At 51.4% G+C, this 13,298-nt stretch carries 15 protein-coding genes; 3 read left to right on the plus strand and 12 right to left on the minus strand.

Annotated elements, in window-relative coordinates:
* Positions 1-17 precede the first annotated feature (17 nt).
* The 4 genes from Pelsub_RS15305 to Pelsub_RS15320 all read right to left on the minus strand — a co-directional run bounded on the left by Pelsub_RS15305 (position 18) and on the right by Pelsub_RS15320 (position 4,240).
* The gene (locus Pelsub_RS15305) at positions 18-812 is read right to left on the minus strand and encodes an MIP/aquaporin family protein (RefSeq protein ID WP_198418371.1); all 795 of its coding nucleotides are present in this window, start codon (positions 810-812) and stop codon (positions 18-20) included.
* Positions 813-1,091: 279 nt separating this feature from the next.
* Entirely contained in the window at positions 1,092-1,460 is a 369-nt protein-coding gene (locus tag Pelsub_RS15310; RefSeq protein ID WP_116226158.1) for a DUF1667 domain-containing protein, read from the minus strand.
* A gap of 16 nt (positions 1,461-1,476) precedes the next feature.
* Positions 1,477-2,754 carry an NAD(P)/FAD-dependent oxidoreductase gene (locus Pelsub_RS15315; protein ID WP_116226159.1) on the minus strand — a complete coding sequence of 426 codons (1,278 nt, stop codon included), beginning with the start codon at positions 2,752-2,754 and terminating at the stop codon, positions 1,477-1,479.
* Between the two features lies 1 nt (position 2,755).
* Positions 2,756-4,240, minus strand: a complete 1,485-nt coding sequence (locus Pelsub_RS15320; protein ID WP_116226160.1) for an NAD(P)/FAD-dependent oxidoreductase — start codon at positions 4,238-4,240, stop codon at positions 2,756-2,758.
* Between the two features lie 608 nt (positions 4,241-4,848).
* Between Pelsub_RS15320 and Pelsub_RS15325 the strand changes: the two genes are divergently transcribed.
* Positions 4,849-5,190 carry a PTS lactose/cellobiose transporter subunit IIA gene (locus Pelsub_RS15325; RefSeq protein WP_116226161.1) on the plus strand — a complete coding sequence of 114 codons (342 nt, stop codon included), beginning with the start codon at positions 4,849-4,851 and terminating at the stop codon, positions 5,188-5,190.
* Positions 5,191-5,264: 74 nt separating this feature from the next.
* Here Pelsub_RS15325 and Pelsub_RS15330 read toward each other — a convergent pair whose 3' ends face one another.
* From Pelsub_RS15330 to Pelsub_RS15345, 4 genes are all read right to left on the minus strand, one after another.
* A complete protein-coding gene (locus tag Pelsub_RS15330) occupies positions 5,265-5,882 on the minus strand; it encodes a TetR/AcrR family transcriptional regulator (RefSeq protein WP_116226162.1) in 618 nt (205 codons plus the stop codon).
* Between the two features lie 212 nt (positions 5,883-6,094).
* Positions 6,095-6,430, minus strand: coding sequence for a PTS lactose/cellobiose transporter subunit IIA (locus tag Pelsub_RS15335; protein WP_116226163.1), 336 nt, complete (start codon positions 6,428-6,430; stop codon positions 6,095-6,097).
* Positions 6,431-6,550: 120 nt separating this feature from the next.
* Positions 6,551-7,810 (minus strand): PTS sugar transporter subunit IIC, encoded by a 1,260-nt coding sequence (locus Pelsub_RS15340; protein WP_158675162.1) that lies wholly within the window; start codon positions 7,808-7,810, stop codon positions 6,551-6,553.
* Positions 7,803-8,123, minus strand: a complete 321-nt coding sequence (locus Pelsub_RS15345) for a PTS sugar transporter subunit IIB (RefSeq protein WP_116226165.1) — start codon at positions 8,121-8,123, stop codon at positions 7,803-7,805. Before Pelsub_RS15345 ends, Pelsub_RS15340 begins: the two co-directional genes overlap by 8 nt.
* Positions 8,124-8,346: 223 nt before the next feature.
* Here Pelsub_RS15345 and Pelsub_RS15350 point away from each other — a divergent pair, with 223 nt between their 5' ends.
* Entirely contained in the window at positions 8,347-9,012 is a 666-nt protein-coding gene (locus tag Pelsub_RS15350; protein WP_116226166.1) for a cobalamin-dependent protein, read from the plus strand.
* 9 nt (positions 9,013-9,021) lie between these two features.
* Complete coding sequence (locus Pelsub_RS15355) at positions 9,022-10,395, plus strand: monomethylamine:corrinoid methyltransferase (RefSeq protein ID WP_116226167.1); 1,374 nt, start codon at positions 9,022-9,024, stop codon at positions 10,393-10,395.
* 11 nt (positions 10,396-10,406) lie between these two features.
* On the opposite strand, the gene Pelsub_RS15360 is transcribed toward Pelsub_RS15355, so the two are convergent.
* The 4 genes from Pelsub_RS15360 to Pelsub_RS15375 form a co-directional block, all read right to left on the minus strand.
* Positions 10,407-10,991, minus strand: coding sequence for a DUF1349 domain-containing protein (locus tag Pelsub_RS15360; RefSeq protein WP_116226168.1), 585 nt, complete (start codon positions 10,989-10,991; stop codon positions 10,407-10,409).
* A gap of 229 nt (positions 10,992-11,220) precedes the next feature.
* A complete protein-coding gene (locus Pelsub_RS15365; protein ID WP_116226169.1) occupies positions 11,221-11,715 on the minus strand; it encodes a secondary thiamine-phosphate synthase enzyme YjbQ in 495 nt (164 codons plus the stop codon).
* 25 nt (positions 11,716-11,740) lie between these two features.
* Complete coding sequence (locus Pelsub_RS15370) at positions 11,741-12,445, minus strand: triose-phosphate isomerase (RefSeq protein ID WP_116226170.1); 705 nt, start codon at positions 12,443-12,445, stop codon at positions 11,741-11,743.
* A 42-nt stretch (positions 12,446-12,487) separates the two neighbouring features.
* Positions 12,488-13,270, minus strand: coding sequence for a DeoR/GlpR family DNA-binding transcription regulator (locus tag Pelsub_RS15375; RefSeq protein WP_158675163.1), 783 nt, complete (start codon positions 13,268-13,270; stop codon positions 12,488-12,490).
* Between the last annotated feature and the right edge of the window lie 28 nt (positions 13,271-13,298).

Below are 13,298 nucleotides of genomic sequence, written 5' to 3' on the forward strand. Positions count from 1 at the left end.
CATTTATACGTTTGACCTTATCCTTTGTCAGGTAAGTTCTTGCTGATGAACATATCATACAACGCCACCCCAATAGGACCGGCGATGCAGGGAATCAGGACAGGCGGCAGCAGCCAATAAATACCATTGAACAAACCGGTTGTGCCAACCAGGGCACCGAAGAGGCGCGGGCCAAGGTCACGGGCTGGGTTGATGGAATAGCCGCTGGGGCCGCCCAAGGAGAGACCAACTGCCAGAACGGTGAAGCCGACCAACAGCGCGCCCAAGTTGTCTTTCAGACCCATGTTCTTCATGTCGCCGCTGGCCAGGATACCCCACAACAGCACCATGGTGCCGAAGAACTCCGCCACGCAGGCTGTCACCAGGGAATATGAACCCGCCGCAGCCGCACCAGTACCACCCCAGAAGGATGTTTCGAAGATCGAACCAGGACCGGTTGACCAAACATTGGGCATACCGGCGGCCACCAGGCCATCACGATAGATCAAATAAACCGCTCCAGCGCCCAGGAAAGCGCCGAGCATTTGAGCCACAATGAAGGGCAACACTTTCTTCCAGGCAAAACCGCGTTTGAATGCCATGGCAAATGTCACAGCCGGGTTCAGGTGCGCACCGGAAACGCCGCCGGAAATATAGACAGCGACCACGACTGCGAAGCACCAGCCAATGGCAATGGTGTTCCAGTTATAGGCTGGAGCTGCCAGGCGAGGCGCCAGACCGACATTGGCGACTACACCGTCGCCAAGCAGGACCAGGACGAAGGTACCAAAGACCTCGCCCCAAAACTCACTCATCAAACCTTTTGCTTTCATTTTTTTACTCCCTGATAATCTTTCTTATTTACAAATTTGGTTGATTGAAAATATTGTGAATCGATGATTAGGTTCAATTGTTTAATCGATAAGCACCTCCTTTCATCTAATCAATAATTTTTGAAAGATGAGAGCTAAAGCCAGGCAAGGTAAATACCAATGCCGGTTTGTTTTAAAAAGCTACCGATGTAACAATAAAAGAACCAATAATCCCCACTATCCCAACCAATAAGGCCCCCGCTTTTAAGAACTACTAAATAGCTGAAATCAGTTACAACACTACTTTGCCGGCATATCCCGGCTGGCAATGATGTTAGCGCCTGTTCCAAGCACATTCTCAAGTACAACACTGCCCTGTTTTACCGGAGCAGTCAGTTCTACTTTGCGCAACTCCTTTAATACATTCTGAATTAACGGTTTAGGTACCGGTTGAAGTGAATAGACTGGAACCAGGGGATGAAAACCGTTCTTGACACGCACGGTGGTGGCGATCATACGGCGCGGGTCGCTGATCTCTTTTTCCGCATAGTCCACTCCCTTTTTGCAGGTTTCACCGCTGACCTTCACCACAGTGTCCCCGTCCACCGTCACTTCCAGCGTGCATCCCTTAGGGCAGCTAATGCAAATCAGTTTTTGAATTTCTTTCATTTCACTTCCTATTTTTTCAACGCAGAACCATGTCGATGGTCAGGCTATCTGCCTTACTGACCTCCGCGAAGTGGTCCGGTTTCAACACCACCGTAACCATCTCACCCGGCCGGACATAGCGTTCCGCCCGGCGCGTGATCAAGTTATTTTTATCATGCACTTCCAGCCAAACCGGCTGTTCCACCGGCTTGGATACGCGCATTTGCAGGCGGATCTCATTTCCTTCCAGGTTGCGTTTATCCAGCATATGCGGCACGATATAGCGCACATTATCGCCGGCAATCAGAGGGATAAGATGATGTTCTTTCCGCCGCACTTCGATGGCATGCGCGGCCGCGCATTTGCCTGCCTCGTAACCGGCTTCCGTGACCCAATCCACCAGGTCATAAACGTGCACCACGTTGCCGGCCGCAAATATACCGTGGACGTTGGTTTGGAAATTATCGTCCACCACCGGACCGCCGGTGATCGGGTCGAGAATGACGCCCGCCTTGCGTGAGAGTTCATTCTCCGGAATCAAACCAACTGAAAGCAGCAGGGTATCACAGGGAATGACTTCCTCAGAACCCGGCACCACATTCCATTTGGCATCCACCTGCACAGCCTCAATGGCTTCCACATGTGTATTGCCAATCACCCGCTTTACGGTATGGCGCAGCTGCAGCGGAATGTCGAAATCCAACAAGCACTGCACGTAATTACGCGTCAGGCCGGTCAGGTAATCCATCACTTCCAGCACTCGTTCAACTTTCGCGCCTTCAAAGGTTAAGCGGCGCGCCATAATCATACCGATATCACCCGAACCGAGGATCACCACACGATTTCCGGGCATATAGCCCTCAACGTTAACCCAGCGTTGGGCCGTACCGGCAGAGTAAACACCGGCCGGGCGGCTGCCCGGGATGCGAATTTGCGGACGGGTGCGCTCACGGCAGCCCATAGCCAGCACAATGGAGCGGGACTCGATTTCGATAAAGCCGTTGCGTTTACTGGCTGCGTAAATCTTGCGCTGGGGAGTAATATCCAGCACCATAGTATCCAGCAGCACTTCCACGCCGATCGCTTGCGCTTCCTTAATAAAGCGTTCCGCATAAGTCGGGCCGGGCAAATCTTCTTTGAATGTCTCCAAACCAAAACCGTTGTGGATACACTGCAACAGGATACCGCCCAGTTCTACATCGCGCTCAATGATAAGCACATCCTGGGCGCCTTCCTTCTTGGCAGCCACTGCCGCGGCCAGACCGCCGGGGCCGCTGCCAATCACGACTACGTCATAGACATTTTTAAGAGTCATCTCAGTTTTCCACCTGTTTCGTTGGTCTGGCTAAGAATTCTGATCCCTGGCCTTTCTTGGTCACCTCCAGCGGAGAGACGCCCAATTCATCCGCCAGGATTTTGACTACACGCGGCATATCAAAACCCGCCTGGCAGCGCCCGGTGCCCAACCAGGTACGCCGTTTAATGGCATCGTAGGTCAGGGCCGGGATAGGAGAATGGATTTCCGCCACAATCTCCCCTTCGGTCACATTCTCACAGCGGCAGATGACACGTCCATAACGTGGGTCCATATTGACCAGGCGTTTCTGTTCTTCGTGATTCATATCGCGGAAGCGTGGGCGCCCACGCCGGATGGGGTCCCAACCTTTCTTCTCTTTCAATTCTTCTCCGGCATCTTTAAGCATATCCACCACTTCCTGCGCGATAGCCGGGGCCGAGGTCAAACCAGGCGATTCGATACCGCCCAGATTGACAAAGCCTTGTACTTTCTCAGGGATTTCAATGATGTAATCGTGCTGGTAATCGATGCCGGGAGTTTTGCAGGGGCCGTTGCCGTAAGGCCGCAGCCCGGCGAACATGGCGATGACGTATTTCAAACTGAGCGAGGGCACCAGTTTCTGCGCCCCTTCCCAAATCTCATCCAAGCCGGGTTTGGTGGTGGCGCGGTCTTCCTTATCATCAATGAGGTTGGCGTTGGGGCCGATGATGGTATTGCCGTGCAGCGTAGTGGTCACCAGGATGCCTTTTCCTTTTTCCGATGGCACAGGGAAAAGGACATTGTCGATGGTGATGTCCGCACGGTCAAAGACGAAGTATTCACCGCGGCGCGGTTTGATGATGAACTCGGGGCGTATGCCGGCTTTGTGCATGACAACGTCGGAGTAAACTCCGGCGCTGTTGATCGCCCAACGGCAGCGGATATCACCACGGTTGGTTTTCACCCCCACAATGCGCGAGCCGTCCATGATGAAGTCTTCGAATTCCGTGTTGAGCATGACCTTGACGCCGTTTACTACAGCGTTCTCGGCCGCCGCCACGGTCACCGCGAAAGGATCGCAGATGCCGCCGGTGGTGGCCCACAGCGCGCCGCTCACGTCCGGATTAATATTCTTCTCGCGCACGATCATTTCCGCTTTGGGAAGAATTTGAATACCCATGACGCCGTTTCTCTTGCCCTGCACCATGAGTGTATCCAGGGCGGGCAATTCATCGTCACCAATAGCAACCACATAATCACCGCGGCGTTCAAAGGGGAAATTCAATTCACCGGAGAGTTGGTCCCACATCTGGTTACCGGCCACGTTCATGCGCGCTTTCAACGAACCGGGAAGTGGGTCATAACCCGCATGTACGATGGCGGTGTTGGCTGCGGTAGCCCCCATACAAATGTCCGCCTCTTTCTCAATCAATAGCACGCTGCCCTCATAGCGCGACAGCCAGCGCGCCAGCATACATCCTACGACCCCTCCCCCAATTATGACGAAATCATAACTTTCGGGCATAACACCTCCACCCTTCTTTGATGTTAGATTGAATTAATCGACCTCAATTTTAACCACACTCGTGTACCTTGTTGGTACCCGTAAAGTATGGCAATCGCAATGTATTTATTCGATATTTATCTCCGGCATGGAAGAATTGATTTGTGGCTACCTCATAAAGGAAAGAAAAAATCAATAAATAACAATAAAAAACCCCCGCATCCCCTTAACCCACCTCTATTTACATACCATAAAACATTGACACCATTATGCAAGAAATATATCTATTTGTAAATATACAGATGTAATTACCTGCGATAACTTGTGTCACACTTCAGCGATATTTCGATTATATAATCTTTCTGGGTAAAATTTCAAGAGCATTAATGTGGATTTTGTGACAATACGGATGACTAAGAGGAAATATAGTAGTCCGTAAGCTATGTAGAAAGAAAATGACAAGCTTTGAACAATGCTTCATACGCTTTACCATCTTTCATGAAATAAAAAAAGATACTGTCCATTTGTCGAAATTCGATTCTGATATAATTTTACGAACAAGCGCTCATTATTTAAATCGCAATCGCTGCTTAAGAAATTTTTAAAAAACCAGGTCGAGGCTGATCAGTATGACGAATGAATCCAAATCCGTTCAATTCGCAACCATGACGATCCTGCACGCGGGCAACGCGCGCAAACTGATCGCGGATGCCTACGCAGAACTATATGATTTCAACTTCGACAACGCCCGGCAAAAGATCAAAGAAGCCAAGGAAGAAGCCCTATTTGCCCACCGGGAACAATCTAAGATCATCAAAACCGAATCGCAGGGAGATACGCTGGAATTTTCGCTGTTGCTGACACACGCGCAAGACACGTTGATGTCGGCTGTTTCGGAAATGTACATCGCCAAAAATATAATTAAACTCGTCGAGCGCTTATACACGGAAATTCACAACGAAAAACCTTGATCCGCTGCCTCTTGGAATTTTCGATAGAATAAATCGGCTAATCCCTCATCCAATATAAATCCTAATCCGCCCTGCTACTTTTTACCGGGTTTATCTTCGCCGGGTTCCGCATCCCGCTGCGCAAACAATCCCTGTAAATAAGCGTCCGCGAAATAGTCAAAGCCGCCTTCCGAGAAAGGTGAATCCGCATCGGTCGTTGCTTTGTCCGACATGATATATCCAAAAAACAACCCGTTGATGGCGCGGTAGAGCAGGTTCAGGTTGGCTTCCTTCAAGCCGGGTTCTTCGGATTGGACGATCTCAACAGTTTCCGCGACCTTGGTGAAGGTCTTTTCAAAAAGCGCCGGTAAATGCTTGCCGTTGAATTCAAGCATATCGATCAGGTGCAGGCGCATCAGCTCCGGTTTTTCATCCCACATCTCCAAGAGCAGGCTGGAAGCATTGCGGATATATTCCGGCATGTTGTTGCCTTTGGCGTTGCGCAGCGCATCCGGGATCTTGTACCAGGGATGATATTCTTCTAAAACAGCTTCAAAGACGGATATCTTGCTGCTGAAATGGTTATACAGCGCGCCGGGCACCAAATTGATCTTTTCCGCAATCTGGCGCGTGGTAGTGGCATGAAATCCGTTCTGGATGAACAATTCGCATGCCGCCTCGATGATATCCTGTCTTGTATTTTCTCCACGCATTATTTTTTCTCTGTTTTCGTTTACAGTAATATATAAATCTTATACTGTTAAGTTTACATTGGATTCTAAAATTGATAAATGGATTTGTCAACAAATCTCAAATTACGCACCTTTTCACTGAGGGGCAGACCAGAAAAAAGCTCGTGCTTTAGCGCACGAGCCGCAGCAGCCAATTTATCCATCCATACTGCCAGTGATTAGATAAACGCCAATCAGTCCTGCTTGCCCCCAAACTTTTGGATCATACGGACCAGTTGTTTGGCCAAATTCAATTCCGTCATAGCGGCCATGAGCGTATCCTGGGCGTGGTTCATCAGTAATGAAATCTCAAGTTTTTCACCTCTGGCTTCCGATTGGATCACTTCGGTCTGTGTGCGGTGCGCAGCGCGCAATTCGTTTTCCGCCTGATCCATATACTCTCTGGCTGTTTCAAAATCTTCGTCATAAGCCGCGTTGAGGGCTTTCATTATCAGATTACGGGCGTTTCCCGCAAACACGATGACATTCGTAGCAATTTCAACCATGTTGAAATGGGTTGTTTTTTCCATGAAAACAGATTAACCTTTCAAAATATGCGTGGATTCAGCTATCTGGTTCAAAAATGATTGCAGTTGACCAGGGATCTTGCTGACACGTTATTTTATTTCATTATAAATAATTCTGAAGTTTTATTTTTCCCGAGCTTCTACCTGTCTGGCATGCAATCTCAAGAACGGCACCCAGATCAGCCCATCCAGGATGACCAGCATTATGACCAGGATAACCGCTTTGGGATCTTCGGAAAGGATGAACGCGTTGATGAAGGCAGGGATGTGCATGGAGAGTGCCATTGACGAGGGGATTTTGATCCAACCCAAGAACAGGACAAAATATGTGATGACATAGTTTATGATCGGCACAACAAAGAAGGGCAGGAAAAAAATTGGGTTGAGCATGATCGGCAGGCCAAATATCAGCGGTTCGTTGATATTAAGGAGACTGGGGAAGATTGCCAATTGCCCCAATTTCCGTTGATATTTATGTTTGGAGAACAGCAGCGCGAAATTCAATCCCAATGTGGATCCGGCGCCGCCCAGATCCAGCAAAAAAGTTGTAGCCAGGTTGTTGATCACAAACCCGTTGGCAATTGTGGGCGCCAGACCATGGGCCAGCAGCTCGGCGTTTTGTGCCGTGGCGGTCATATACATTGCAAGTACCGGTGTAAGTACAGAAAGGGGATGGATGCCGAAGTAGAATAACAAGGGGCTTAAAGCATTTATCAGTAAGCTGCCTCCAAAAGATGTAAAAACATGAACGACGGGGGTGAGCAGGGAACTGAAAAGGGTGTGCAGATCAATGTTGAGCAATCCGGTAAAAGCCCAGGCGCCCAGCGTCACAGCAGTGCCGGCGATCAAATAATCAAACCAGGTTTTGATGATGTCCGGCAGCCCTTCGGCATTGATCACCCAGCCGCGTTTTTTAAAGAAATTCGAAACTTCGCCGGCCCACAAGCCCGAGACAATGGCGACAAAGATCCCATTGGCGCCGAAACGGCTGAACTCGACGCTGAAATAGGTAGTGCCGGCCGCGTCCACCACAAATTCCGGGCGCATAAAAATGAAGTAGGCAATTACCGCAAAGAAACCTACTGATTGCTTGTCGATCTTGTTATATTTGGCGTTGGATGAAGCAATGCTGTAAGCGAAGAACATCCCCACAATCCCAAAGACCAACACTTTGAGATCGGCCAGTTTTAAAGCAAAGGAAGTTTGGTTTAACCCGGGGATGGCAGAAATTATTATTGAAATGATGGTCAGAAAGGAACCGATGAGGAGAACGTTCACTCCCCCATTGATGCCCCCTGTGATACTTTTGATCAGCCGGTTGGCCGCATACTTATTGAGCGGATCGATAAAGTATTTTTCGTACCACAGTTTTTTTTCAACCATCATTTCCTCCATCTTGTGAGTTAATGATAAAAACCCGTAAAGCTTCCCCATCCATACGGCCGTAGAGTTCCATGGGGAGAATGACCGGGGTGATCCCGTGCTGCGTGCAGGTTTCGCGGATGTCTTCTATTTCGTACAAAACATTGGGGGCAACCAGAACGATATCCGTTTCGTCGATGTAATCCACAATTTCCATGGATGCCTTCGAAATGATGTGAACACATTCGCCTTTATTCTTAAAAGCTTCCTTGATCTTCTTCACCACAAATGAGGAGGACATGCCGCCCTGGCAAACCAGTAATATATTCATCATGCTAACCTTTAAATTGAATTAAAAGAATTCACATATCCTTTCCTACGGGTGCAATGCTGACGTTGGCAATACGACACAGTTAAAAAGAGCGCTTGTTCATTTAATGAATACATGATTTTAGAATATAAACTAAAATCTGACAATTCTTTTTCTTCTATCTTAATCACACAAGTGAACACGCAAAAAATTGAAAAGATATAATTCACTTGGGAGGAACGCCAGTATGAATGATGTGATCATTACCGCTATCCAACAAACCCTGATCGAAGGCAATGTCGAGACCGCCGAAACGGCCGCGCGCGCCGCCCTGGAAGCCGGGGTGGACGCGCAGACCATCCTCAACGAGGGCTTGATGCGCGGGGCGGACATCGTCGGGCAGCAATTCGAAGCCGGCGAGGTCTTCCTGCCGCAGTTGATGTTCACCGCGCGTGCCCTGAAGGCCGCCATGGCCATCATCACACCCGAACTGAAACGCCTGAGCGCGGAAAGCGGCATCAGCAGCAGCAAAGGGCGGGTGGTACTGGCCACCATCCAATCGGATATCCACGATATCGGCAAGAACATCGTCTCGACCATGCTGACCACTGGCGGGTTCGAGGTGATCGACCTGGGCGTGGATGTGCCCATTAAACGCATCATCTCCACCGCGCTGGACGAAGGCGCCGACATTATCGGCTGTTCCGCCATGCTGACCACCTCAATGCCCTTCATGAGTGATCTGATCAAGACACTGGAAGCCATGGGGCAGCGCGAACGCTTCAAGGTGATGATCGGTGGGGCATCCGTCACACCAGCCTACGCCGAGCGCATCGGCGCAGACGGCACCGCCGCCAACGCCGTGCAGGCGCTGCAGCTGGCACGCCAATTCATGCAAAACGCTTTAGCCTAGGAAACCACCATGGATTATCTGGAAATCATCGACCGTTCCGACTCCGGCGAGTATATCTCCGAGGAGAATTGGGATTTGGAAAAAGTGGCTATGACCTGCATGCGGCTGGTCAGCCAGTACGACCTGAAATGGGACAGGCAAAATCTGGTGCCGGACGACCCGGCCCTGGCTGACCGCGTCTTTGCAGCCGGTCTGGCGCTGGCCGTCGAGATCGGCGCCTACAACCGCAGCAGTGAACGCATCCTGCGCTTCGAGCGCGACGAACTGGAAAGCGCGCTGCGTGACATGAAGCAGACCTTATCCATGGGCCAGGGCGCGGATGAACGCGTGCTGTTCGCGCGCCAGATTGAGGACAGCCGCCCGCCGCTGGTATGGGCCGGCAACCCGGGCGCGCCCCATCCGGAAGCACTGTTCCTACCGGCTGTGGTGAGCTGGGCGCAGGAGCCGATTGTGGACCTGATCACCTGCGGCACGCTGGCCGAGGTGGACGGGCGCGAAGTGCGCACCGGCGAAGCGCTGGAGATCACCGCCACACGGCGCGAGCTGACTTACCTGCACCAGGCGCTGGCACACGTGGGCCGGCCAGGCATGGGTATGCTGGCGGCGCAGAGCAGCGTTTCGGAACTGGGCGACCTGGCGGCCGCTAACCCGGATTACCTGCGCACCTGCGACGCGCACCTGGTACCCATGCTGAACGAACTCAAGATCGACAACCGCAACATCGCCCGCGCGGTCAACTCCATCGAGTACGGCATGCGCAACGGCGGACTGTACTGCGCCATTTCCGGCGGCCTTGGCGGCGACGCGCCCGGCTGCGCGCTCATTTCGGTGGCCTCCATGATCCTGGGGCTTTTGACCAACCGCGCAGATTACCACATCCTGCATCCCATCCACATCCGTCACGTCGCCACCAGCACACGCGAGGTGCTGTGGGTGGAAAGCGTCGTACTGCAGGCCTTCGCGCGCAACGCGCCGGCCATCATTGTGACGGACGTTTATCCCAAGAGCGGTGCATTGACGCGCGAACTGCTTTACGAAACGGCCGCCAACGCGCTGGCCATCACGGTCAGCGGCGGGCACCTGGAAGGCTGCGGTTCGGCCGACGGGCTGGTGCCGCATGCCACCGGCCTGGAACCGCGCTTGATGGGCGAAGTCGGGCATGCCGCCTGCCGCCAGGGTGTGACCCGCGCGCAGGCCAACCAATGGATTCTACAATTGATGGAAAAATACGAGCACGTCTTCCGGATGCCGGAGGGCAACCCGGGCGCGCGTTTCGACCAGGCTTACGACCTGGAAACGCTCCAGCCCCTGCCGGAATGGACGCGCATGTACGAGGAGGTCAAAACCGAATTAAAAGAAATGGGCCTGGATCTATCCGGGTAATTCGATTACGTCTATTGATATGCTTCCCAAACACATTCCCCAAAACGGAAGTCTTCAAACTGGGCCTTGAATGAGGATTGCAGCGGGCTGCAAGCATAAACACCGACCTGTATAGGGCCATCCGCCTTCACCAAATGAAATATTCTCATTTGATGGAAGGTTTTGCCGTCCGCGGCACTTTCGATCAAAAAATCATTTTTCCTTCTGCTCAACCGGTAGGTCATTTGAATTTCCTGACCGCCCTTAATGTCCGCAGTTGCCCAATCTGAAAAACCCAAATTGGTTACCACACTGCCCAACTTCGAAATTTCAGCCGTCTCATATTCAACGGATGCTTTAAACCAATTTTCACTATCCAGATAAATAACAACCCCAGCCTGATCAAATAATTGACTGGGTGAATAGCGCGAGGCTACAGAAAATGTAAATTCCGGACGATCTGCTTGCACTACACAAGCATGCGCATTATCATTTTGAAAACCATAATAAGTACGCTGCCAAAAATCGGTCCCCGGTTCAGTTTCAAAAATTAAGGCGTTCTCACCAAAAGAATGATTTTCCGGTTCATTGATCCAAAAGAATTTATTTAAATCCATATCTCTCCCTTACAACAATGCACTTCGTGATGTCTAAAATATTCTATACAGCTGGTGAATAAGATAACCTATTTTATTAGAAATGGCTATGTTCTTTACATAACTTTATCCATTTAACAATCCGGATCAACAGCGCCCGCATCGCGGGCGGTTCAGGGAACAATAATTTAAATAAAATGGAGCCGGACCTCGATAACTGAGGTCCAGCCCCATAGGAGTTAGCGAGACTTTATTCACCCACAATTTGGAAGTGAACGTTCCGTTCGCGCGCGCGCACCTGGTCGAAATCGGCAAAGTAAATGCGTCCGAATTCGCCCAGTTCGAGCTTGCCATCGATGATCGGTATGGATTCCGAACGCCCCATGATGATGGACCGTAAGTGCGCGTCCGTGTTCAGGCTCCAGGACGGCAATTCATTGCGCCGGGTGGCATCCGCGATGTGCATCGGGCCGGGGTGCAGGTATTGGCCCTCGGAAGTGCAGGTTGGAACGATCTTCGACAATACATTCAGCAAATCCTGCATCAGCGATTTGATCCCCCAGAAATTCTCGTCGTGGGCTTCTTCCTGCAGCATCACGCTGCAAGTGGTGTGCTGCGAGAAAACCACCAGGATGCCGTTCTTGACGCCGGATTTTTTGAGCGCTTCCTGCGCATCGTTGGTCACATCATGGAACGTCGGGACCAGATTGGATTGAACTTTAACTGCTTCGTGATAAACAGACATAATTAGACCTCGTTATTATTTTGTATTAATGGGTTTCATCCCAAGCCATACGCATGGCGCTGATCATTTCTTCCAGCATTTGGAAGGGATCGTCGGCCAGGATAATGCCGCTGGTGGATCCGCTGCCCTGGGCGCCGTGCCGGACGATATCGTAGATGTCCTTGCCATTTTTGATGCCGGCGCCGTGCAGCACCAGAATGTCCGGATCGACTCCCCATACCAACGCATTGGTCGCAGCGATTTCCAGCTGGGCCGCCTCATCGCGCACACCCACGCCGATCAAATTCGGCGATTCCGCCAGGACAATATTGGGCTTCATCCGGGCAATTTCCAACGCATCCTGGGGCGTATCCGCGCACACCATGGAAATCAGCCCGACCTCATCGGCGCGGGCGATGGTGCGTTCGATTTCCGCCATGCCAAGTTTCTTCTCGGCGTGATTGAGCAAGACACCCTGCGCCCCGGCTTCTTTGATCGCTTCCGGCAGCACCGTGCCGATGCCCCGCCCAACCGGGATGGCATCCATATGTTGGGCAAAGACCAGGAGGTCCTGCGTATTTTGCGCGATCAGGGGGATATCCACGCATTGGGGCGTGAAAATGATGCGCACGTCATATTTCCGGCTCATGCGGTCGGCATGTTGGGCCAACTTTAAGGCCGCGGCTCCATACAGATAAGCCTTCGGGCCAATTTCAAAAAATGGCGGTTTGATCTTCAAACCAGAATACATGACTTAACCTATTCAGTATTTAATTCATTACTATGACAGAAGTTAAACCAGGACTACCTCGACGCCCATATCGCGGATGGCGCTGACCAGGTCGGCCGGTGCTTCGTTATCCGTGATGATGGTGTCATAGCTGGCCAAAGGCTTGACCGGCACAAATCCCATGCGTCCGAACTTTGAGCTGTCGGTCACCAATACGGTCCTGCGGGCGTGGTCGGCCATCATGCGGTCGACCTCGGCCATCAGAATGTTGGCCGTGGTCGCGCCGCCTTCCAAAGTCAAGCCATCGGTCCCCAGGAACGCAATATCAGCAGTCAGTTCATTCAATTGGTTCAAGGTCTGGGGACCTACAGTAGCCTGATAATCCGGCAGGTAGATGCCGCCCAATACGGTGACGTTAGGAGAAGGCCAGGTGAGGACTTCGTGCGACACCGGCATGGAGTTGGTGACCATGTTGATCATATTGCTCACGCGCAAAGAGTGCGGCATGTTGCGAATAACCTGTAAAGTAGTTGTGCCGGAATCCAGCAGGATGATGTTGCCCTGCTTGATGAGGCTGGCAGCCACCCGCCCGATGCGTTCCTTGGCGTGAATGTGCAGCTTTTCCTTCTCATCGAACGAATCCGTGCGCAGGTTGCCGGGAATCGGTACCGCGCCGCCGTGGACACGTTTCAGCCTTTGGTTTTCTTCCAAAATCGTTAAATCGCGGCGGATGGAAACCTCAGATACGTCAAACATTTCCACCAGGTCCGATACAAATACCTGACCGTTTTCAATTACCATTTGGGCGATTTGTGAGCGCCGTTCAGCTGTACTTATCGTATTCATTTCCATCACCACGATTTTTATAATTTCA

This window comes from Pelolinea submarina (genome assembly GCF_003966975.1).
Lineage (GTDB): Bacteria > Chloroflexota > Anaerolineae > Anaerolineales > Anaerolineaceae > Pelolinea > Pelolinea submarina.

What these genes read in the sequence shown, in the direction of transcription:
- Pelsub_RS15345 (WP_116226165.1), bottom strand. Translation starts at nt 8,123, where the DNA reads ATGATGAATATATTACTGGTTTGCCAGGGCGGCATGTCCTCCTCATTT.
- Pelsub_RS15325 (WP_116226161.1), top strand. Translation starts at nt 4,849, where the DNA reads ATGACGAATGAATCCAAATCCGTTCAATTCGCAACCATGACGATCCTG.
- Pelsub_RS15355 (WP_116226167.1), top strand. Translation starts at nt 9,022, where the DNA reads ATGGATTATCTGGAAATCATCGACCGTTCCGACTCCGGCGAGTATATC.
- Pelsub_RS15340 (WP_158675162.1), bottom strand. Translation starts at nt 7,810, where the DNA reads ATGGTTGAAAAAAAACTGTGGTACGAAAAATACTTTATCGATCCGCTC.
- Pelsub_RS15315 (WP_116226159.1), bottom strand. Translation starts at nt 2,754, where the DNA reads ATGACTCTTAAAAATGTCTATGACGTAGTCGTGATTGGCAGCGGCCCC.
- Pelsub_RS15305 (WP_198418371.1), bottom strand. Translation starts at nt 812, where the DNA reads ATGAAAGCAAAAGGTTTGATGAGTGAGTTTTGGGGCGAGGTCTTTGGT.
- Pelsub_RS15320 (WP_116226160.1), bottom strand. Translation starts at nt 4,240, where the DNA reads ATGCCCGAAAGTTATGATTTCGTCATAATTGGGGGAGGGGTCGTAGGA.
- Pelsub_RS15365 (WP_116226169.1), bottom strand. Translation starts at nt 11,715, where the DNA reads ATGTCTGTTTATCACGAAGCAGTTAAAGTTCAATCCAATCTGGTCCCG.
- Pelsub_RS15360 (WP_116226168.1), bottom strand. Translation starts at nt 10,991, where the DNA reads ATGGATTTAAATAAATTCTTTTGGATCAATGAACCGGAAAATCATTCT.
- Pelsub_RS15375 (WP_158675163.1), bottom strand. Translation starts at nt 13,270, where the DNA reads ATGAATACGATAAGTACAGCTGAACGGCGCTCACAAATCGCCCAAATG.
- Pelsub_RS15350 (WP_116226166.1), top strand. Translation starts at nt 8,347, where the DNA reads ATGAATGATGTGATCATTACCGCTATCCAACAAACCCTGATCGAAGGC.
- Pelsub_RS15370 (WP_116226170.1), bottom strand. Translation starts at nt 12,445, where the DNA reads ATGTATTCTGGTTTGAAGATCAAACCGCCATTTTTTGAAATTGGCCCG.
- Pelsub_RS15310 (WP_116226158.1), bottom strand. Translation starts at nt 1,460, where the DNA reads ATGAAAGAAATTCAAAAACTGATTTGCATTAGCTGCCCTAAGGGATGC.
- Pelsub_RS15335 (WP_116226163.1), bottom strand. Translation starts at nt 6,430, where the DNA reads ATGGAAAAAACAACCCATTTCAACATGGTTGAAATTGCTACGAATGTC.
- Pelsub_RS15330 (WP_116226162.1), bottom strand. Translation starts at nt 5,882, where the DNA reads ATGCGTGGAGAAAATACAAGACAGGATATCATCGAGGCGGCATGCGAA.